At 61.7% G+C, this 19,804-nt stretch carries 16 protein-coding genes and 1 pseudogene; all 17 read right to left on the bottom strand.

Annotated elements, in window-relative coordinates:
- Nucleotides 1-133: 133 nt before the first annotated feature.
- Nucleotides 134-586: pseudogene (locus FPT12_RS28245) on the bottom strand (type VI secretion system tip protein VgrG); the annotation flags it as partial.
- Between the two features lie 43 nt (nt 587-629).
- The gene (locus FPT12_RS28240) at nt 630-911 is read right to left on the bottom strand and encodes a hypothetical protein (RefSeq protein WP_371922470.1); all 282 of its coding nucleotides are present in this window, start codon (nt 909-911) and stop codon (nt 630-632) included.
- Between the two features lie 21 nt (nt 912-932).
- Nucleotides 933-1,940 (bottom strand): serine/threonine-protein kinase, encoded by a 1,008-nt coding sequence (locus tag FPT12_RS00225; RefSeq protein WP_145014129.1) that lies wholly within the window; start codon nt 1,938-1,940, stop codon nt 933-935.
- Nucleotides 1,937-2,665, bottom strand: a complete 729-nt coding sequence (locus FPT12_RS00220; protein WP_145014128.1) for a PP2C family serine/threonine-protein phosphatase — start codon at nt 2,663-2,665, stop codon at nt 1,937-1,939. Before FPT12_RS00220 ends, FPT12_RS00225 begins: the two co-directional genes overlap by 4 nt.
- Nucleotides 2,665-6,198 carry a type VI secretion system membrane subunit TssM gene (tssM, locus tag FPT12_RS00215; RefSeq protein WP_145014127.1) on the bottom strand — a complete coding sequence of 1,178 codons (3,534 nt, stop codon included), beginning with the start codon at nt 6,196-6,198 and terminating at the stop codon, nt 2,665-2,667. The genes FPT12_RS00220 and tssM overlap by 1 nt, the downstream gene beginning before the upstream one ends.
- Before the next feature lie 14 nt (nt 6,199-6,212).
- Nucleotides 6,213-7,088, bottom strand: coding sequence for a type IVB secretion system protein IcmH/DotU (icmH, locus tag FPT12_RS00210; RefSeq protein ID WP_145014126.1), 876 nt, complete (start codon nt 7,086-7,088; stop codon nt 6,213-6,215).
- Nucleotides 7,089-7,093: 5 nt separating this feature from the next.
- Complete coding sequence (tssK, locus tag FPT12_RS00205) at nt 7,094-8,425, bottom strand: type VI secretion system baseplate subunit TssK (RefSeq protein ID WP_145014125.1); 1,332 nt, start codon at nt 8,423-8,425, stop codon at nt 7,094-7,096.
- 2 nt (nt 8,426-8,427) lie between these two features.
- Nucleotides 8,428-8,928, bottom strand: a complete 501-nt coding sequence (tssJ, locus tag FPT12_RS00200) for a type VI secretion system lipoprotein TssJ (protein ID WP_145014124.1) — start codon at nt 8,926-8,928, stop codon at nt 8,428-8,430.
- 5 nt (nt 8,929-8,933) lie between these two features.
- A complete protein-coding gene (gene tagH / locus FPT12_RS00195) occupies nt 8,934-10,133 on the bottom strand; it encodes a type VI secretion system-associated FHA domain protein TagH (RefSeq protein WP_145014123.1) in 1,200 nt (399 codons plus the stop codon).
- A 17-nt stretch (nt 10,134-10,150) separates the two neighbouring features.
- Nucleotides 10,151-10,291 (bottom strand): hypothetical protein, encoded by a 141-nt coding sequence (locus tag FPT12_RS00190; protein WP_008030659.1) that lies wholly within the window; start codon nt 10,289-10,291, stop codon nt 10,151-10,153.
- A 92-nt stretch (nt 10,292-10,383) separates the two neighbouring features.
- On the bottom strand, nt 10,384-11,901 hold the full coding sequence (locus tag FPT12_RS00185) for a sigma-54-dependent Fis family transcriptional regulator (protein ID WP_145014122.1): 1,518 nt from the start codon (nt 11,899-11,901) through the stop codon (nt 10,384-10,386).
- 10 nt (nt 11,902-11,911) lie between these two features.
- Nucleotides 11,912-14,566 carry a type VI secretion system ATPase TssH gene (gene tssH / locus FPT12_RS00180; RefSeq protein WP_145014121.1) on the bottom strand — a complete coding sequence of 885 codons (2,655 nt, stop codon included), beginning with the start codon at nt 14,564-14,566 and terminating at the stop codon, nt 11,912-11,914.
- Between the two features lie 13 nt (nt 14,567-14,579).
- Nucleotides 14,580-15,587: a type VI secretion system baseplate subunit TssG gene (gene tssG, locus FPT12_RS00175; protein ID WP_145014120.1), complete on the bottom strand. Its 1,008-nt coding sequence runs from the start codon at nt 15,585-15,587 to the stop codon at nt 14,580-14,582.
- Nucleotides 15,551-17,338, bottom strand: coding sequence for a type VI secretion system baseplate subunit TssF (gene tssF / locus FPT12_RS00170; RefSeq protein WP_145014119.1), 1,788 nt, complete (start codon nt 17,336-17,338; stop codon nt 15,551-15,553). The genes tssG and tssF overlap by 37 nt, the downstream gene beginning before the upstream one ends.
- A gap of 19 nt (nt 17,339-17,357) precedes the next feature.
- Complete coding sequence (gene tssE, locus FPT12_RS00165) at nt 17,358-17,765, bottom strand: type VI secretion system baseplate subunit TssE (RefSeq protein ID WP_145014118.1); 408 nt, start codon at nt 17,763-17,765, stop codon at nt 17,358-17,360.
- 13 nt (nt 17,766-17,778) lie between these two features.
- Nucleotides 17,779-19,254 carry a type VI secretion system contractile sheath large subunit gene (gene tssC, locus FPT12_RS00160; protein ID WP_145014117.1) on the bottom strand — a complete coding sequence of 492 codons (1,476 nt, stop codon included), beginning with the start codon at nt 19,252-19,254 and terminating at the stop codon, nt 17,779-17,781.
- A 28-nt stretch (nt 19,255-19,282) separates the two neighbouring features.
- Nucleotides 19,283-19,798, bottom strand: a complete 516-nt coding sequence (tssB, locus tag FPT12_RS00155) for a type VI secretion system contractile sheath small subunit (RefSeq protein WP_145014116.1) — start codon at nt 19,796-19,798, stop codon at nt 19,283-19,285.
- Nucleotides 19,799-19,804: the final 6 nt, after the last annotated feature.

Raw genomic sequence — 19,804 nt, 5'->3', positions numbered from 1 at the left:
TTACCGTTCGACCGAGATTATTTTTCAACCACCTTCATCAGTTTCAGCGCAGCCCCGTTTACAACCAGCGCCAGAAATAACACTCGAACTATTGCTGAGTTACAAAGACCAAAACCGAGAGACATGTTGGTTCCTAAGACAACTTGGATTTGACCTTATCAGGCGATGCATCCCGCAACGCCTGATCCATCAAGCTCCCCGCCTTATCCTTATCCGCCGCCCCCGGCAGCACCGGCGGTTTAATCCCGATCCCCGTCCCGCTCCCCGCCGAGCCTCCAGCATTAATCTTCACCACCGGCCCAACCACCGTCACACTACCCGCATCCAGCTTGATAAAGCTCCCACCGCCCTTGATCGTTAGTTCCGATCCAGCCTCGATGACCATTTTGTCGTCGGCCTTGAGGTGGATTTCTTTTCCGGCACTGGTCAGCTGTGCGGTGCCGAGGTTGATGTGTTGGTTCTGGCCGTTGGTCAAGTGATCGTCCATGCGGGTTTCGACTTTTCGGTCGGCAATAATGGTGGTGCGGTGTTCTTCGGCTTTGAGTTCGGTGTAGGTGTTCTTTTCGACGGTGTCGTGGTGTTCGTTGGTGCGGATGCGCAGGTATTCGAGTTGCGGCACCAACGACACTTTAGCGGGTCAAGCGCTTGTCGGCATCGCCTTGGGCAACGCGGTAGATCTGCCCGTGAATGCCACTGCCTCCGCCTTTGGAAGAAGCCGCATCGAACGCGAGAAATGCCTGCTTGTGCAGCAGCGTCTCAAGGTCAGGATCCGGGTTTTCGCTGACCAGTTCCAGGTCGAAACGAAAGGTCTGGCTGATGCCTTCGGTGCCGGTGAACGACAGCACTTGCAGGTCACCCCGGAAGTCCTCCACGGTCAGGCTGAAATGGGTTTCGTTGGAAGGGTTGAACATTGCTTGCTCCCTGCTCGGTAGTCATCCGTTGCGCCGATGCAGCCGGCGTTGCAGCCAGGAGGAAGTGGCGCCTAGGGCGTCACGCAGTTGTACGGCGGTGATGGTGCGTTGCGCCGCATCGAAAGCCAGCGCCGTGCGCAGCGCCGGCCAGCAGTGTTTCGGAAGGTGTTTGGGCGCTTGCAGTTCACGGTCCAGGCGTTCGTCACGAGCCTGGGTCGACGGCAAGCGGCGGAACGGGGGCTTACCGCCCGCCAATTCATAGATCACGCAGGCCACCGCGAAGAGGTCGGCGCTGGCGGTCAGCGGCGCGCCTTCCAGCAGTTCCGGCGCGGCGTAGCCCGGGGTCCAAGCGTTGAAACGGCTGCGGCTCAAGTGCGGCAGGCCGGGCAATACGCCCTCCTCGGCCTGGCCGAGGCCGAAGTCGAACAGGCGCACGCCCTCCTCGCTGAGCATCACGTTGCTCGGCTTCAAATCACCGTGCAGCACGCCGCGACCGTGGGCATGCGCCAACGCGTCGAGCAGCGGCAGCGCGATGTCACGCAATTCTCGCCACGGCAGGCCCAGGGGCCGTTCGCAGAGCAGTTTGTCCAGGGTCAGCCCGCGCACCAGTTCCATGGTGATGAAGGCGCGCTGGCACTCGATGTCCACTTCAAAGCTGTGCAAACGCACCACGTTCGAGTGGCGCAGGCGTCGGGTCAGGGCGAACTCGCTGTAGAGCAAGGCGCTGGCGTCCGGCGATTCGGCAAATTCTTCGCTGAGGATTTTCAGCGCTATATACGGGTTGGGGTCACCGAACTGTTCGTGCAGCAGGTCCCGTGCGCGATACACCGCGCCCATGCCACCGGCACCGAGCAAACGCTCGATGCGGTAACGCCCCGCCAACACGTCCGGCAACGCACCAACGCTGGCCCGGGTCGGCGCCACGGCACGCGGCGCTGCATGGGATTTGGCGAAGGCAAAGTAGGTCAGGTTGGCGACATCGATGTCGCCAACCAGCAGCTCGTCGAGCACAGGTTTGAGCTCACTCATTGGCGGATCACCACAGCAGTCAGGTTATCCCGCGCCGAACCGCGCAACGCGCCGTCAAACAAACGCTCCAGCGCCACATGCGGTGCGGTCAGGCTCAAGGCGTTGCCCAGCGCGTCGCTGCTCAAGCCTTGGTACAAACCGTCGCTGCACAGCAGAAACGCGTCACCGGGATAAACCTCGAGTTCGAGCACGTCCAGGGTCAATTGCTCGCTGGCCCCGACCGCACGGGTCAAGGCACTGGCGGTCGGATGAGCCCGGGCTTGCTCGACGCTCATCTGTTGTTCGTCGATCAGTTGTTGCATCAGCGAATGGTCTTTGGACAGCTGATACAAGCGCTGCCCACGCCACAGGTAACAACGGCTGTCGCCGGCCCAGATGCAGACCGCGCGATTACCGTCCACCAACAACGCCACCACGGTGCTGCCCATGATGCTGTCATGGCGCCCGGCAGTGACGGTCAATTCCTGGCCCAAGCGGCGGTTGAGCCAGTGCAGGCACTGGCGCACGCCTTTAAGCCGCTCGTCGAAGCTGTCTTCGATGGGCAATTCCGCCAGGCTGGCGACGATCAACTGGCTGGCGATGTCGCCACCCTGATGACCGCCCATGCCGTCCGCGACCACCCACAAACCGTGCTGTGGGCTGTCGAGGAAAGCATCTTCGTTGCGCGCCCGAACCTTGCCCGGATCGGTACGCGCCGCGCTGCGCCAAGGGCTGGCAACCAGCATCAGAGCTGCACCGGCATACGGAAGGTGCGCAACACGCCCATGTCGAATGGGTTCGGCGTGCGCTGGCTCATCAGCAGGTAGTTGGCACGCAGGCCACCCACATCAGCCTTGAGCACCAGCACGTCGCGACCGGTCAGGTATTCGGTCTGCATCAAGTCGAATAGACGGAACAGCGACCATGGGCCGGTGTTTTTCTCGATGCCGATCGGGCGGCCGGCCATTTTTTCGAGAACCAGGCTGGTGCGACCGTCTTGCGCGTCGGTTGGCCATTTGAGGGCCACCGGCACGATCGGGCCATGACGGTATTCCATCGTCTTGTCGCCAAAGCGGAACTCGGAACGGCTGACGGACGGGTCGAGAGTGTACGGCTCCAGTTTGAACTGCACCTGCGGCTCGGCCGGGTTTTCGGCAAAGAAGCTTTGGCGGATCACTTGTGCCGCAGCCATCTGGTCGAGGTAGACCTTGGACATCGGCAGGCTGTGACCGTCGATGCTGCGCAGGCGGTAGTTACCCGGATCGCCGCTGACGAAAGGCCGCATGTAGGTGTCGAAGAAGCGATCGGCAATACCCTGCGCCTTGAAGAACTCGCGGAAATCGCTGATCGCAACGTCGCTGGTGCTGTGGGCGTTGAACGGGTAACGCTTGTTGATCGCCTTGCCATAGAAGCTGTACAGCTCGCTCTGGTAGCGCTGGTTGAGGTACTGGTAGGAATCGTTGAGCACCAGACGCCAGGTGTCTTCGGCCAGTACGTTGAACCACACGCTGATCGGGCGCGGCAGGCGACCCGAGGCGTTGCGCAAGTTGCTCAGCGCATCGCGCTGGCCGCTCATGCGGGTCTTGGCCATTTCGAACGCGGCCTGATCCGGGGCACTGGCACGCGCCAGGCTGGACAGTTGCAGTTGCAGGTCGTTCAGCGTTTGCAGCGCCGGGGTCAGGTCAGCGGCCGGGCCGTTGTTGTCATCCAGCAAACGGTGCAGCGGTTCGAAGCGCCGCTGCAGGGATTTCTTCGCGGTGTCTGGCAGGTTTTTGGCGTTCAATGCATCGCCCGCCTTGCCAGCCCCGGCTGCGGCAACCTTACCCAACGCGCCGCCCTTCTTGGCGAGCAGTTTTTCAGCCGCATCCGTCGCATCTTCAGTATTGTCGGCGGCGGCCGGGAAACGGGTGTTCTCGCGCACTTCCACCAGCATCTGCAGGATCGGCGAGTTGGCGGACGTCAGCCCGGCCAGTTGCTCAGCGCCTTCACCGGCGTCGTTGATTGGCCGCAACGCCACCTGGCCGACCGCTTCGCTCCAGAAGTTGGCGTAGTCGCGGAAGTACAGCTGCTCCAGTTCGACCATCAGGCGGCGCAAGTCCATGCCGCTCATGCCCGAGCCTTCGCCCAGCACCCAGTTGTCACGCAGAATGTCGGTGACCAGTGCCGAGCCCTGGACCGAGAAGTACTGCTGATAACCCTGTTGGGTGTAGAACCCCGGGATCACGTAGTCGGTGCCGACGAACAGTACGCCCTGCGGACCGAGGTGTTGGCTGAAGCGGTAATCCGGCAGGTTGCGGGCCTGCTCGCGGAGCATCCGGTAGACCACGGTGGCCAGCGATTCGCTGCGCAGAACCTGACGCGCCTGGGCGACCAATGCATCGTTAAGCGGGTAGATAAACGGCTGCTTGAGCAGACGCTCGAAGTGCCCGTTCAGACCGTTCTGCACCGCGGTGTTGCCGGTGTAACGGACCGACCAGTCCTGCGCCAGCCAGTCTTGCAGCCACGCCGGATCGCGACGGTCCTTCATGTTCAACATCAGGTAGGCGCGCAGGCTGTTGAGCAGCCGATCGCGGTCCTTCATGTTGTTGCGGATCTGCCCTTCAAGCAGTTGCGCAACGCGTGGCAGCAACTGGGTTTCAAGTTCACGCTGATACGCGTCCTTGACCACCGGGTTGCTCTCTTGTCCCTGATACAGACCACCACGCTCGAACATCGACACATCGCCTTTCGGCGGGAAGACCTTGGTCGCCTCGTAGATGGTATCGAGGGTTTTAAGCGCGCCCATCGCGTCATCGCGAGCCGTCAGCGCCGAGCGCTGCTGGGTCCAGGTTTGCGCCAGCGAACGGAGGTTTTCCAGGCGCTCGTAGTTGGCCGAGAAACCCGTGGCCCAGAGCAGACCGAACAGCCCCAGCGCCGCCAGTGCGCCGATGTACAACGCACGCTGGCCCCAATGGATGCGGCTGCGCTCGTGCTTGTCCAGACCGGCCAGATCGGCCTCGGGAAAAATCACCCGGCTGAGCAAGTGGTGGATGAACCGCGAGCGACCGCTGCGCAAGGTCGGCAGCACACCGCTGTCGATGCCCAGGCTGGCGCCAATGCCGGCGGTGCTCTGGTCCATCTGTTGCTTCAAGTGCGGCGCGCTGGTCAGGTAGAAACCGCGCAACTGGCTGACGCGCTGGTAGCGGTTGCCGGTGAAGGCCATGTCGACGAACAGGCACAGCCGCTCGCCGATCTGCCCCAGTTGATGCGGAAAGTCGAGAATGCGACCACGGCGCTGGGTGTCGCGCTCCTGGTGCATGTGCATGATCACCTGGCTGTTGAGGCGACGCAGCAGCTCTTCGAACTCTGCGCGCAGCACGGTCACATCGGTGCCGCTTTGCTCTTTGCGGAAGCTGGTGCCGAGTACCTGATCGCTTTCTTCGCGGGTCAGCTGATCGAAGAACTCGTCGAAGCCCAGCAACTGGTCGGCCTTGCTCAGCACCAGATAGATCGGCAGGTCGACGTGCAGTTTTTGATGCACGTCTTGCAGGCGCGCACGCACCTGACGCGCCAGGGTGTCGAGGTCTTGCTCGGTGCCACTGAGCAGCAGCTCCACTGGAATGGTCACCAGCACGCCGTTCAACGGACGGTTGCGACGACGCTTGCGCAGCAGGTCGAGCAAGGTGGTCCAGGCGCTGCCGTCGACATTCACCTCCGGCTGGGTCAGGTAACGCCCGGCGGTATCGATCAGCACGCCGTGGTCGGCGAAGTACCAGTCGCAATGGCGGGTGCCGAGGGTGTCGCGGGTGAGTTTGCGGTCGATCTTGTTGATCGGAAACTCAAGGCCCGAGAAGTCCAGCAGGCTGGTTTTGCCGCTGCCCTGCGGACCGATCAGCAGGTACCACGGCAGATCGTTGCGCCAGCGTTCACTACGACCGCGATACAGGCTGGAGGTTTTCAAGGTGCGCAGCGCGTCTTTGAAACGCGACCGCAGCTCCTGTTGCTCCTCGTCGATCAGCTCTTCGCGGCGAATACGCTCCTGGCCGTCTTCGGTTTCTTCGACGGCTTTTTTGCGCACACCGGCGCGCCAGCTGACGAACACCATGGTCAGGCCCCAGATCAGGAACAGCACGCTGATGGTCAGCAGGCGCGAAGTCGAGCCTTCCCAGAATTTGTAATCATTGACGGCCAGCAGTGGTCCGACGAACCACACCAGCAGCGCGACGAACAGCACCAGCAGCAGGGTCCAGACCCAGGTCTTGCGCACGAACGCGCCGACTTTTCTGAAAAACTTTTTCATCACACGTCCCTGTTTTACGGCTTCGACAGCCGCTGAACCGCGGCTGGATCAAGCGGCTGATAAGGTTGCAGAACGGTGTCGCGCTGCTCGCCGAGCACCCAGGCAAAACCCGAATACATCACCACCAGGCACATCAGCGTAAACAGCGCCACCATCCACCACGGCACGATACGCACCAGGCTGCAACGCCTGTGGTTGAGGCCTTCCCAGTGCGGCGACAGTTCACGCGGCACATCGCCGCGCAGCTGGCGAATCTGCCGATAGAGCGCATCGCGAATACCGTCGAGTTCCAGCATGCCGCGCGCCTGCACCCGGTACTTGCCCTCGAAACCGAGCGACAGGCACAGGTACATCAATTCCAGCATTGGCAGGTGTTTGATGGGGTTCTTCGACAGACGATCGAGCAGTTGGAAGAATTTCTCGCCGCCAAAGGTCTCGTTGTGGAAGCTGCTGAGCAGGCTCATCTGCGACCACTCGCTTTCGTTGCCCCACGGGGTGGTGACCACTGCTTCGTCGACCACGGTGCAGAGCACGTAACGTGCGGCCATCACCTGGCTGCTCTCGGCGCCGTTGTCCAGTGCACGGACTTCGAAGAGTTTCAGCGCAGCCGTCAGCCGCTCATTGAGCGCGTGCATGTCTTCGCGGGTGTCGCTGTACTTGAGCCGCACCACTTCCGACAGCAGGTCGGACGACGCCGCTACCAGCGAGTTGAGGCTGATGTTGAACGCTTGCGCCGGATGCAGGCGCGCGGCGTAGATCATCCGTTCTTCCAGTTGCTCGAAACGCGGCGGTGCCGCGAAATCGGTCAGCGGACTCTGTGCCGGGCCATGGCCCTGGCGATCGAGCAGGATGGTTTTGTCATCCTGGCTGTGATCCATTTCCTTGATCATATCGGTCAGTTCCTGATGGCCCAGAATTTCAGTTCAAGCTCGGCAAATTCGCCGGACACGTGGAACGCGAAGCCGCCGGAGCGCTCCAGTTGTGCCAGGTCTTCGGAACTGAGTTCGAGGATGAAATAGGTTTTGTTCGAGTGGAACGGGATCTGCCGCGGCGCCACTGGCAACGGTTTGACCTTGATGCCTGGCAGGTGCAGGTTGACCAGCTGGCGGATGCGCTCCACCGGGCCGACCTTGAGGTGCGCCGGCAGGCGATGCCGCAGCTCTTCGGAGTCGCAGTTGGCGCTGGCCGCCAGCACGAACGACGCCGTGCCCAGCAGTTTGTGGTCATGCAGCGGCGAGACGGTGATCCCGTACTGACGCGCTTGCAGCACCTGTTCGATGGCGTGCTGTTCAAGCACCATCGACAGCACCTGACGAATCGCTTCCATCAATTTGCGAAAGCTCGCGCCCTGGTCGCTGTGCTGATAGCGGCTGTCCAGACGCGGGCGTTTGCTGTCGCTGGCAAAGGTCGACAGATCGCCGAGCATCGACAACAGCGTGCGGTACAACTCTTCCGGGTGAACCTGTTCCAGGCCGAGGTAATGGCGCAGAACCAGTTCGGTGCGGTTGATCAGTTGCAGCATCATGAAGTCACCGACTTCGGCGCCGCCAACCTTGCCGTTGGAGTGAATCCGGTCGGCAATGGTGTCGCCACGGTGGCCGAGCATGCTGATGACTTCTTTGAGGCACGACAGCAGGTAACCCGACGCGTGAGCGTGGATGAAGGTCGGGACGAAGTCCGGGTCGAGGCTGATCACGCCGTCGGGCGTGGTGTCGAGGACTTCGCAGATCTTCAGCTTCACGTAAGCCTGGTCGCTCTGCTGCTCACCGAGCAACAAGCGAAAATCCGGCCGTGCGCAGCTGACCTGGCTGCTGGAATCGTCGCCGGCGTTGGAGTCGGCGACTTCCGCTTCGTACGCGGTGTAACGCGCCAGCACGTCGGATTGCTCCAGGCGACGGGACTCGATGTGGTTACCGGTGACCAGCGGCAAGGCCAGGTAGATCGGCGTGTTGCCGGTGTTCGGTGGTACGTCGAGGGCCAGCGGCTCGGTGTTGTCGCCGAGTTCGAACAGGCTGCCGTCCGGGAGAATCCCCGAAGCCTGGCTGATCACCAGTTTGCCCATGTTGAGGAACTGCAAGTCGATCTCGAGCCCCAGAAACCCCCAGGTGTAACTGCCCAGCAACTGGGTGCGGGTTTTCATCTGGTTGTCGTAGTAGCGATCGTTGTGCTGGAAGTGCTGCGGGCGCAGCAACATGCCTTCCTGCCAAATGACTTTATGCACGTTCATGTTCAGTCATCCGCCTTGGCGAGCTTTTGGTTTTTGTCATGGATGCCGTTCTGATCGAGGGTCAGCTCGGCCATGGTCAGATCCGCCGGGGTGACTTGAACCACGTAGCGCCACTGGGTTTCACGCAGGTCGCGATACGCCGCGAGCACACCGACGTAGCGGCTGCTGCTTTCGACGCTGAGCTTGAACTCGGCGGTTTCGCCCGGACGCAGTTCCAGCTCTTCGCTGGCCACCAAGTCGGGCGACAGGGATTCCTTGGCCCGCTCGTACAGGCTGAAGAAGTCAGCGTTTTCGAAGGCCACCGGGTGTTTGAGCTCAATCAGCCGCACGACAATCGGCGATGGTCGGCCATTCAGGTCCGGGTTGACCTGATCGCTGGCGGTCAGCTTGAGGTTGAGCTTGGTGACGGTGGAGTACGGTGAAATCGACGAGCAGCCGGCCAGCAGCACCAGGGCGATGAACGCTGTCAGCATTTTGATTATTACGGCCTTGCAGCGAGACATGCGGATCATCCTTGGTGGTCGGTGTGTAGGGTGGAAATCAGACGGATCTGTTCTTCGTAGGCCTGGGCGAAGTCCCGCGCCAGCAGGCGTTCGCTCCAGTCATCGTCCTGACACAGCGCCTGGTGATAACGGCCGTAGGCTCTCCAGCGACTACCCGAGGTGGCGAGCAGCGGCTTGTTGCCGTCGCGCTCGAAACGCAAGGTCAGTTGCTGTGGCGAGAAGTGTTCGAGGGTGCCGCGTACCGCTGCGCGGCTGGCGGTGAGCAAGGCCACCTGGTGCGCCTGCAAATCACGGAACGCCCGCGAGATCGCCTGTCCGGCCGGCAACTGGCCAGGCTTGTCGCCCTGCAACAGAATGCCCAACGCTTCGCTGGCATCGACGGCAAATTTCAGCGGGTTTTTACCGGTACCTTGAACGGTGGTCTGCGCCAGACGCAGTTCGTTTTTCAGCTCAGAACGGGTACGCAGGCTTTGCTGCAAACCGCCGACGCTTTGCTTGAGCAAACGCGCGGCGTTGATCGCGAGAGCTTCACGGCTGTCGTGATCGAGGCCTTTGAGGTCGACGCCCAGCGCATCACCGAAATGCTCCCAGAAACCTTCGCTTTGACGCTCGACCGCCTTGGGCGCCGGCGCAGGTTCCAGCGCGACAGGCGCGGCCACTAGCTCCGGCACCAGCAAGCTTTCCATGTCGATGCGCGCGTAGTCGGCACGCTGACGTGGCTCCTGACGCGGCGCGTTGAGGGCACTCAGTTCATCGATTACCGAGTAGACCCGCTCCTGCTGATCGAGCGCGTTGAGCGGATCGAGGTCGAGAAACGCATCGTCTGGAATGATGCTGCCGGCCGCTTGTGGACGGCCGACTTCGGTATCGAAGGTGGCCGGGGCGCGTACCAGCCGCGCACGGATTTCGAAATCCCCCAGCACGTAGACGCTGCCGTGTTCGATGCGCTGCGCTTCACCCTTGCGCAGACGCACGCCGCTTTCGCTGGCCTGAATACCGTTGCTGCTGGTATCGGTCAGGAAAAATGTGCCGTCGCGGTAGCTGATCAACGCGTGATGGTTGGACAGGTGACGCTTGCGGTCAGGAATGATCCAGTCGCAGTCCTCGCCCCGCCCGATAACGCCGCCAGCCTGCTTGAAAGTCTTTTGGCACAAATCCGTAGGCACGAACTGCTTGGTGTTCAGCATTTCGAAAACCAGTTCCATGATGTCGCTCCTTGCGGTCACTTGCCGCGATTGACCGCCTGCGGATCACCCAGAGGGCGATAGGTGTTGTCGTTGAATTTGTAATTGCCGCTACAGCCCCCGAGGCCGCATAGAACGACGAGGGTCAGCAGGACGGCTTGCCAGTGACGAACAGACATCAGAGGGTCTCCAGGGCTAAACAATGCACAAAGTGCCGACCCTTGAGGGCGGCGCTGACAGAAGCAAAAAGGGTGAGATACGCGTCATGGGCCTATCCATCGAAATCGCCGAGATTGATGTTCAGGCGCCCAAGGCGGTACAGCAGCGTGCGCCGTGGCAGGCCGAGTTCGCGGGCCGCGAGGGTCTGGTTGCCGTCGTTTTTGCGCAGGCAATCGAGCAACAGGCTGCGCTCGACCTGCTCCAGGCGTTCGCGCAGGTTCAAGCTGCTTTCTTCTGGCGCGACCTCGATGCGCAGCGAGAAATGTTCGGCCAGCAACTCGCCGCCTTCGCAAAGCAACACGGCGCGTTCGACCAGGCCTTTGAGTTCACGGACGTTGCCGGGAAAGGCATAGCTCGACAGGTGATCGAGCGCCGCGTCGGACCAGCGCACCGCATCGCGTTGCAGGAAGGTGCAGGCCTTGTCGGCAAAGTGCCGGGCCAGGTCGAGGATGTCGCCTTCGCGCTGACGCAGGGCCGGCAGTTCAATCGGGAACTGCGCGAGGCGGTAGTACAGGTCTTCGCGGAACTTGCCTTCGCTGACCAGCACCGCCAGGTCGCGGTGAGTCGCGGCGATGATGCGCACGTCGATCTTGTGGGTGTCGTTGGAACCCAGCGGACGAATCTCGCCTTCCTGCAATACCCGCAACAGCTTGGCTTGCAGGGACAGCGGCATGTCGCCGATTTCGTCCAGCAACAAGGTCCCGCCGTTGGCCGCATCGAACAGCCCGGCGCGGTCACGGTCGGCGCCGGTGAAGGCGCCTTTGCGGTAGCCGAACAGCTCACTTTCCAGCAGGTTTTCCGGGAACGCCGCGCAGTTCTGCACGATGAACGCCTGGGAACGGCGCGGCCCGCAATCGTGGATGGCCCGCGCCACCACTTCTTTTCCGGTGCCGGTCTCGCCGCGCAGCAACACAGTGTACGGGCTGTGCAACACCTTGCTGATCAGTTGGTAGGTCTGGCGCATCGCCGAGCTTTTGCCGATCAAGCCATAACCGCTGGCATTCGGCACGCTGCTGGGCATCGGCGACACATCGCCCACCGGCCGGCGCAGGCGTTGCAGCAGGTGCAATTGCCCGAGCACGAACGAACCCAGTTGCCCGAGCGAGTCGGCGAAACCCTGCAACTCGACCTGTTCGCGGCTGGCGCACAGCAGCAGGCCGACCACCGATTTTTGCGGATTGAGCAGCGGCACACACAGCAGTGATTGCCACGGCACGGCCTGCTCCGGCAGGAAACTGGTTTCGTGCAGGCTGCCACTGAGTCCGGTGAGGCTGAGCACACGGTTCTGGCACAGGGAAAACTGTAGCAGTTGCTCACCGTTGTAGTCGGCCGGCAGGCTCGCGGTTTCCCGTGGCTGCAAAATGCCCTGCAAACATTCGGCGTTCAGCCCGAGGCTGGTGTGGGTAGCGTCGAGCAGGTATAGCTGACTCAGCTCACAGCCACTGAGCTCGGCGACCGCGCGCACGAAGTCACCCAGCAGCGCAGCGCCGTCTGCCGCGCACGACAAGCTGGCGAACTTCGCCAGCAAGGCTTCGGCATAGACAAGCGGCTGCGGCACTCGAGTGAACATCACACTCACCTCAGGCGAACTCGCAAGTCACGCTGGCATCACCATCGAGCGTTGCGTGAACGCGCTTGAGGCTTTCACCGGTGGCCATCGCGTCGAGCAGACGATCCGCCACCAACGGCAGCACGTGCAGGTCGAGCAAGTGATCGATCAGCCGCGCGCCGCTGTCGCTTTGGGTGCAACGCTCGGCCAGATGATCGACGAGGTTCTGGCAGTAAGTGAACTCCAGCTGACGGCGGCTCAGGCGTTCGCCCAGACGGCCCAGTTTGATTTCGATCAGTTCGCGCAACACCGGGCCACCGACCGGGTAGTACGGAACTACGCGCATCCGCGCCAGCAACGCCGGTTTGAAGTGCTTGCTGAGCACCGGGCGAATGGCTTCTTCAAGGGCTTCGGCGGTTGGCCGCGCACCGTTTTCGCAGAGCTCGCTGATGCGCTCGCTGCCCAGGTTCGAGGTCATCAGGATCAGCGTGTTGCGGAAGTCGATTTCACGCCCTTCCCCATCGTTGGCCACGCCTTTGTCGAAGATTTGGTAGAACAGGTTGAGCACGTCCGGGTCGGCCTTTTCGACTTCGTCGAGCAACACCACCGAGTACGGTTTCTGCCGCACAGCTTCGGTGAGCATGCCGCCTTCGCCGTAACCGACGTAGCCCGGCGGCGCACCGATCAGGCGCGAGACGGTGTGTTTCTCCTGGAACTCGGACATGTTGATGGTGGTAATGAAGCGATCACCGCCGTACAGCAAGTCGGCCAGCGCCAGCGCGGTTTCGGTCTTGCCGACGCCGCTCGGGCCGACCAGCAGGAACACGCCCACCGGCGCATCGGGTTTGTTCAGGCCGGCCGCAGTGGCGCGCATCGAGCGGTCCAGCGCGTGGACGGCTTGTTCCTGTCCGCGAATCCGCGTGCGCAGGTCGGTGGCGAAGCTCGCGACCTTGGCGTTGTGCTCACGGGCCAGTTGCGCCAACGGCACACCGGTCCAGGCGCTGATCACTTCAGCCACCAGACGCGGGCACACCTCGAAACTCACCAGACGTTCCTTGAACTGGGCATCGGTCAGGGCACGGTGGGTATCGTTGAGCGCGGCCTCCAGGGCCTCGACGCTTTGCGCTTGATCCACGCTCGCTTCGAGGGTCTCGATTACCGTGCCTTCGGCGTCTTCTTCAACCGTGACGGTCGGTTCGACGGCAGCGGCTTCGCGAGCCTTGGCCAGTTGCTGACGCAGCTCCAGCAAACGCTCGGCCAGTTCTTTTTGCTCGGTCCAAAGGGTTTCCTGGGCGACCCTTTCGTCTTCGGCGGCGTCGAGGCGATCTTCCAGCGCATCGAGCGCTTCGTGGTCGATCAGCAAACCGGCTTCGGCGTCACGGCGCAGGGCCTGACGCTGACGCCCGCCTTCGGCCAGTTCGCCACGCAGGCGCTCGAGGCTTTCCGGCGCGGCAGCGAGGCTGATGCGCACGCGGGCACAGGCGGTGTCGAGTACGTCGACGGCTTTGTCCGGCAACTGCCGACCGGCCAGGTAACGTGCCGACAATTCCGCCGCCGCGACCACCGCGTCATCGCGCAGGTAGATGCCGTGGCTCTTCTCATAAACCTGAGCCAGACCGCGGAGGATGGTCACCGCTTCGCTGACAGTCGGCTCGTGCAACTGCACCGGTTGGAAACGACGGGCCAGGGCCGGGTCTTTCTCGAAGTATTTTTTGTACTCGGCCCAGGTGGTCGCGGCGATGGTTCGCAACTCGCCACGGGCCAGGGCTGGCTTGAGCAGGTTGGCCGCGTCCGAACCACCGGCATTGCCGCCCGCACCGATCAGCGTGTGGGCTTCGTCGATGAACAGGATGATCGGTTTCGGCGAGGCTTTGACTTCGTCGATCACGCCTTTGAGGCGACGTTCGAACTCACCTTTGACGCTGGCGCCGGCTTGCAGCAGGCCCATGTCCAGCGATAGCAGTTCAACGCCCTTGAGCACTTGCGGCACTTCACCGGCGGCAATGCGCGAGGCCAGGCCTTCGACGATCGCGGTTTTACCGACGCCGGCTTCACCGACCACAATCGGGTTGTTCTTGCGGCGACGCGCAAGGATATCGACCATCTGCCGAATCGCACCATCGCGGCACAGCACCGGATCGAGTTTGCCGTCGCGGGCTTGCTGGGTCAGGTTGTGGGTGAAGCGTTGCAGCAGAGATTCGCCCGGTACGGCCGGTTTGCCGGTCGCCGGTTGTTCCTTCTGCGACAGGGCAAAATCCTTCAGGCGATCAATGTTCAGTTTCGCCAGCAATGGCTGGTAACGGCTGCCGGCATAGCGCATCGGGTTGCGCAGCAAGGCGAGGATCAACGCCGCCTGTTCGACCTGGCTCTGACCCAGTTCGAGGTTGGCCACCAGCAACGCATCTTGCAACCACTGCACCAGTTCCGGGGCGAACACCGGGTTGCGCGAGGCACTGTGCTCGACCCGCGATTGCAGCGCGGCGCTGAGTTCGCCAGCATCGACTTCGGCGTCTTGCAGCGCGCGTGCGAGCAGGCCTTGCGGGCGCTCCAGCAGGCCCAGCAACAGGTCTTCGACGAGGATCTTGCTGCCGCCACGGGCGACACAGCGTTCGGCCGAACGTTCCAGGTCACGACGGGTTTCGGCGTCCAGCGCCTGGATCAGTTGTTGCAGGTCTACGTTGATCATAGGTCTCACGTCCTTAATGAATTTTGCTACCCAGGGTCACCACGCCGTCCGCGCGTTCGCGGCCCAGCCAACTGGTCCACCCCAGGCGACAGGCGTTCTGCTCACCGATGCGCAGTTCGCGGATTTCTTCCTGGCGCAGGACCAGGCGAATGTCGTAATCGAGCGGGTCACGCAGGGTGAACCGCACCAGCGCGCACAGCGGCTGGTAGCCGAAACCGATCGGCAGGAATTCGTGAAAGCGTTGCCAGTCGAGCTCGCGGATGTGAATCCGGAACTTGCCGCTGCGATCGCGCACGCTCTCGCCCAGCACCAGGTCTTCACCGAGCGCGCTGTTGGCGCAGCCCAGGCGGTTACGCTGTTCGTCGAGGATTTCCACGCGGCGCTCGATGCACTGCTCGATGGTCAGTTCGGCATGCTTGAAGTAGTAACGCAGCACCGCTTCGATCAACGCCGCCGAGTGCGCCCGCAAACTCAACAGGCCGAGGTACGGCAGCAGGCGTTTCCAGTTCAGTTCCTGGGCCTTGCGAATGTCTTCGCCACCCAGGCCGATCAGCGCAAACAGCTGCGAGGAAAACGGGTCGAGGGCGCCGCTCTGGAAGCTGGCGCGGTAGCGGTACTTGCGCCAGATCGGCAGCATCAGCCGTTGCAGGCGATGGTGAAACAGGTCGAGAAAGTGGCGCGTCGGGTTGCCGTCTTCGCAGTCGCCCAGCGCTTGCTCACCATAGAACGCCGGCAGCGGCGAACCGGAACCGACCAGGCCGATCAGGTTGAAACGCAGGCGCGCGCGCAGTTGCCCGTGCTCGCGGAAAAACTCCACGCGATCGACGTCGCTGCCAGGGAAACCCAGGCTCGGGTTGGCCTGGAATTCCAGCTGGTCGTAGAGGTCCTCTTCGCTCAGGTACGGGTGGGCCTCGCGCAGCCGATCGACGACCAGCAGCACGGCCTGAAACAGCGAGTACTCGCGTATTCCTCGGGTCAGCCCGCTTAAAGCAGAGGCTGAAGGCCCATACGTGGTGTCCATTGGTACACCTCTCCCTGTGTGCTTTTTACCCGCAGCTCGTGGTACGAATTGAGACTGGCGTAAAGCGCGAAAAACTCGTTAAGAACTGAAGCGAACACGAACAGGTCGCCTTCGCCGATATAGCCTTCCGGGTCGATGGTCAGCTCGGTGCGCAACCCGCGCAGCGGCAACCCTCGGTGCAACCGGTCGACGTGCTGATGCTTGATCGACTTGAGCCCGCCCAGCAGGCGTTTGCTGACCTTCTCCGCGTGCTGGTCGTAGTAGCGCGGCAGGTCGTAGGTTTCGAGAATCACCTTGAGCGCGTCGACGTTGACCAGCGACAGGTAGTTGAGCGACATGTTGCTGATCAGCTTCCACAGAAAGTCGTGGCTCAGCGGTGGCGCGAAGCTTGAGGTGGCCGGGGTGATGTTGCGGAAGCTGAGAAACTCCGGGGTCTCTTCGCAGGCCATGCAGATGTCGCCGAGCTTGAGCCGGCGCGGCAGGTTCTGGTTGGTGCAGATCAGCTCGATCGACAGGGTTTCATGGGCTTCGGTGTGGCGAATGCCAAAGCTCAGGTAAGTGTCGAGGCCGTCGTGCAGCAACGAGGTGCGCTGGCGAATGCTGTAATGCGGACGGCTTTGCGGCAGGTCGAAACTCGGGTCGTGCTCGAAGGATTCGAACGGCACGTATTCCTGATAACCCAGACCGCCGGGCTTCCAGCCGGTGACGCCTTCAACCGAAAATACCCCGCAGTTTTCCAGGTCGTATTCGGCCGGTAGCAACAGGTATTCGTCCTGTTTGCCGTCGAGGCGAATCGGCAGGGCGTCGTGCTTGAACAGGTTGACGATGGGCGTGCAGTAGAGCTTCACGTTGTCCAGGGTCGGGCGCAGACGCTGGATGCCGCTCTTGCGAATGTCGAAGCGCAGTTCCAGACCGCGCATCTGCTTGAGCGTGTCTTCAGGCAGAGACTTGAGCAGGTCCAGACCGCTGAAATCAACGAACAGGAACTTGTCCTGGAAGGCGAAATATTCCTGCAAGTAGCGATAGCCACGGAAGGTGTTCAGCGGATACGGGATCAACGCTTCTTCTTCGGCAAAACCCACCGGCTGCACACAGTCGCCAGGCATCTTGAACGCCATCGGCGTGCCGTTAGCGCCATTGAGCGGCTTGCCGGCCGCGTCCAGCGGAATCAGTTCGATGCCTTCCAGATTGCGCAGCAAGCTCAGATAAAGCATCTGGCTGATGTAGCGCTCGCCAGCCAGGTGCAGGCGCAAATGGCTCAAGTCCAGCTCACCGATATGCCCGTCGCAACTCATCTCCAGGCGCAGGCTCAACAGCGAACCGTCGCCCTTCACCGAGTACGTCAGCGCAGTCAGGTCCAGCGGCAGGACTTCCGTCGGGTAGCAGGTGCGAAACCGGCAACGCACATCATCGATCGGCACACTCTCGACAGGCGTATCACGCTCCACCCGCAATGCCGGCCCGGAACGCTTCAACGGGTCGAACTGCAAAATACTGAACGCCGGCAACGGCCGCATGTAGTTCGGCCACAGCAGGTGCATCAGCGAATGGCTGAGCTCCGGCAACTCGTCGTCGAGCTTCTGGCGCAGGCGACCGGTCAGGAACGCGAAGCCTTCCAGCAACCGCTCCACATCCGGATCCCGCCCAGCCTGACCAAGGAAAGGCGCCAACGCCGGGCTACGCTCGGCGAAACGACGACCTAACTGGCGAAGTGCGGTGAGTTCGCTTTGGTAGTAGTGGTTAAAAGACACGCGCAATACCTGTTTGTCATTAGTTGACCTTGACCTGACCGCTGCCATCCAGGCGCGCGGCGAAACTGACCTGACGCTTGAAACCATCAACTTCCAGCAGGCCTTCGATACTGAAGGTCAGCCTGAGTTGATCGTTGTCTCGAGGCAGGGAAACGACACGCACGTTGGTCAGGCGTGGCTCGTAGGCTTCGATGAAGCGTTCGATGGCCAGGCGGGCCTGACTCAGGGAGTCATGCAGGCTCAGGCGCATGTCGTTGAGATCGGGTAGCCCGTAATCGGACAGCGTTTGCACGCTGCCCGCACGGGTGCTGAGCATCTTGGCCAGATGGGCAGCCACCGACGCCATGGCGGAGACCTCGCGGCTCCAGCCGACGCGTTTGTCCGCGTCGCCACCCAGGCGTTCGAAAAGGCTGCCGTATCCAGTCATGAGTTAGCTCCGCTTACTCTTTGTCCATCTTGCCAACCAGCGACAGGGTGAAATCGGCGCCCATGTACTTGAAGTGCGGGCGCACGTTCAGGCTGACGCGGTACCAGCCTGGCTCGCCTTCAACATCGCTGACGACGATCTGGGCTGCACGCAGCGGACGACGGCCACGAACTTCGGCGCTCGGGTTTTCCTGGTCGGCAACGTACTGGCGGATCCACTTGTTGAGTTCCAGCTCGAGGTCGGTACGTTCTTTCCACGAACCGAGTTGCTCGCGCTGCAGCACTTTCAAGTAGTGAACCAGGCGGTTGACGATCATCATGTACGGCAGTTGGGTACCGAGCTTGTAGTTCAGCTCTGCAGCCTTGCCTTCGGCACTGATGCCGAAGAACTTCGGTTTTTGCACCGAGCTTGCGGAGAAGAACGCGGCGTTGTCGCTGCCTTTGCGCATGGTCAGGGAGATGAAGCCTTCCTCGGCCAGCTCGTATTCGCGACGGTCGGACACCAGCACTTCGGTCGGAATCTTGGTTTCGATTTCGCCCATGCTTTCGAAGTGGTGCAACGGCAGGTCTTCAACCGCGCCACCGCTTTGCGGGCCGATGATGTTCGGGCACCAGCGGAATTTGGCGAAGCTGTCGGTCAGCTTGGTGCCGAACGCGTAGGCGGTGTTGCCCCACAGGTAGTGCTCGTGGCTGTTGGCGACGGTTTCTTTGTACACAAACGATTTCACCGGATTTTCTTCCGGATCGTACGGGTTGCGCAGCAGGAAACGCGGCACGGTCAGGCCGATGTAACGCGAGTCCTCGGACTGACGGAAGCTCTGCCATTTGGCGAATTGCGGGCCTTCGAAGTGATCTTTCAGATCCTTCAGGTCCGGCAGGCCGGTGAAGCTTTCCAGGCCGAAGAATTTCGGGCCGGCAGCGGCGATGAACGGCGCGTGGGACATGCATGCAACGCTCGACACGTACTGCATCAGTTTCACGTCTGGCGAGCTTGGCGACATGAAGTAGTTGGCGATGATCGCGCCCACTGGCTGGCCACCGAACTGGCCGTATTCAGCGGTATAGATGTGCTTGTACAGGCCAGCCTGCATCACTTCCGGCGAATCTTCGAAGTCGTCCAGCAGGTCTTGCTTGGAGACGTTGAGGATTTCGATCTTGATGTTTTCGCGGAAGTTGGTGCGGTCGACCAGCAACTGCAGACCACGCCACGCCGATTCCAGCGACTGGAAGTCCGGGTGGTGGAGGATTTCGTCCATCTGACGGCTGAGCTTGGCATCGATCTCGGCGATCATGCGGTCGACCATGGCCTTCTTGACCGGCTCACCGTTGTTCTGCGGCTTGAGCAGTTCTTCGATGAACGCCGACACGCCACGCTTGGCGATGTCGTAGGCTTCGTCGTCCGGGGTCAGACGGGTTTCGGCGATGATGCTGTCGAGAATGCTGTATTCGCCGTTCTCGTTACTCTTTTGCTGCGCTGCACTGGTGCTCATAGTGTTGGCTTCCTTGGCTGATGGGGGCTCAGACGTTTTGGGCGGCGTCCTGGGCTGCGGCGTTCAGGCCCAGCTCACCCAGTACGCGACCGCGCGATTCGTCGTCGGCGAGAACGCCTTCGATGGCTTTGCGGAAGGCAGGTGCGTTACCCAGCGGACCTTTGAGGGCCACCAGTGCGTCACGCAGTTCCATCAGTTTTTTCAGCTCAGGCACTTGCTCGACCAGGCTGGCCGGGTTGAAGTCCTTCATCGAATTGACGCGCAGTTTCACGGCCAGCTCTTCGGTGTCGCCCTCTTCCTGAAGACGGTTCGGCACGCTCAGCGTCAGTTGCAGCTCTTGCTTGGCGAGGACTTCGTCGAAGGTCATCTTGTCGATGCCGATCGGCTTGCGATCTTCAACTTTGCGCTCGTCCGCGCGGTGGGTGTAGTCACCGATTGCCAGTAGTTTCAGCGGCAGTTCAATCTCTTCCTGAGCACCGCCGGTGGCGGGTTTGAAAGTGACGTTGATGCGTTCCTTGGGGGCTACCGAGCCTTCTTTGGCCATGGCTTT

This window comes from Pseudomonas sp. H3(2019) (assembly GCF_007713465.1).
Taxonomy (GTDB): Bacteria; Pseudomonadota; Gammaproteobacteria; order Pseudomonadales; family Pseudomonadaceae; genus Aquipseudomonas.
Note: the sequence above shows the minus strand (reverse complement) of the source record. Positions and strands in the feature narration are given on the sequence as shown.

Coding starts and splice junctions, on each gene's coding strand:
- tssC (WP_145014117.1), bottom strand. CDS start 19,254: ATGAGCACCAGTGCAGCGCAGCAAAAGAGTAACGAGAACGGCGAATAC.
- FPT12_RS00190 (WP_008030659.1), bottom strand. CDS start 10,291: ATGTCTGTTCGTCACTGGCAAGCCGTCCTGCTGACCCTCGTCGTTCTA.
- FPT12_RS28240 (WP_371922470.1), bottom strand. CDS start 911: ATGTTCAACCCTTCCAACGAAACCCATTTCAGCCTGACCGTGGAGGAC.
- tssB (WP_145014116.1), bottom strand. CDS start 19,798: ATGGCCAAAGAAGGCTCGGTAGCCCCCAAGGAACGCATCAACGTCACT.
- FPT12_RS00220 (WP_145014128.1), bottom strand. CDS start 2,665: ATGCTGGTTGCCAGCCCTTGGCGCAGCGCGGCGCGTACCGATCCGGGC.
- FPT12_RS00185 (WP_145014122.1), bottom strand. CDS start 11,901: ATGTTCACTCGAGTGCCGCAGCCGCTTGTCTATGCCGAAGCCTTGCTG.
- icmH (WP_145014126.1), bottom strand. CDS start 7,088: ATGATCAAGGAAATGGATCACAGCCAGGATGACAAAACCATCCTGCTC.
- tagH (WP_145014123.1), bottom strand. CDS start 10,133: ATGGAACTGGTTTTCGAAATGCTGAACACCAAGCAGTTCGTGCCTACG.
- tssJ (WP_145014124.1), bottom strand. CDS start 8,928: ATGTCTCGCTGCAAGGCCGTAATAATCAAAATGCTGACAGCGTTCATC.
- FPT12_RS00225 (WP_145014129.1), bottom strand. CDS start 1,940: ATGAGTGAGCTCAAACCTGTGCTCGACGAGCTGCTGGTTGGCGACATC.
- tssH (WP_145014121.1), bottom strand. CDS start 14,566: ATGATCAACGTAGACCTGCAACAACTGATCCAGGCGCTGGACGCCGAA.
- tssK (WP_145014125.1), bottom strand. CDS start 8,425: ATGAACGTGCATAAAGTCATTTGGCAGGAAGGCATGTTGCTGCGCCCG.
- tssG (WP_145014120.1), bottom strand. CDS start 15,587: ATGGACACCACGTATGGGCCTTCAGCCTCTGCTTTAAGCGGGCTGACC.
- tssE (WP_145014118.1), bottom strand. CDS start 17,765: ATGACTGGATACGGCAGCCTTTTCGAACGCCTGGGTGGCGACGCGGAC.
- tssM (WP_145014127.1), bottom strand. CDS start 6,198: ATGAAAAAGTTTTTCAGAAAAGTCGGCGCGTTCGTGCGCAAGACCTGG.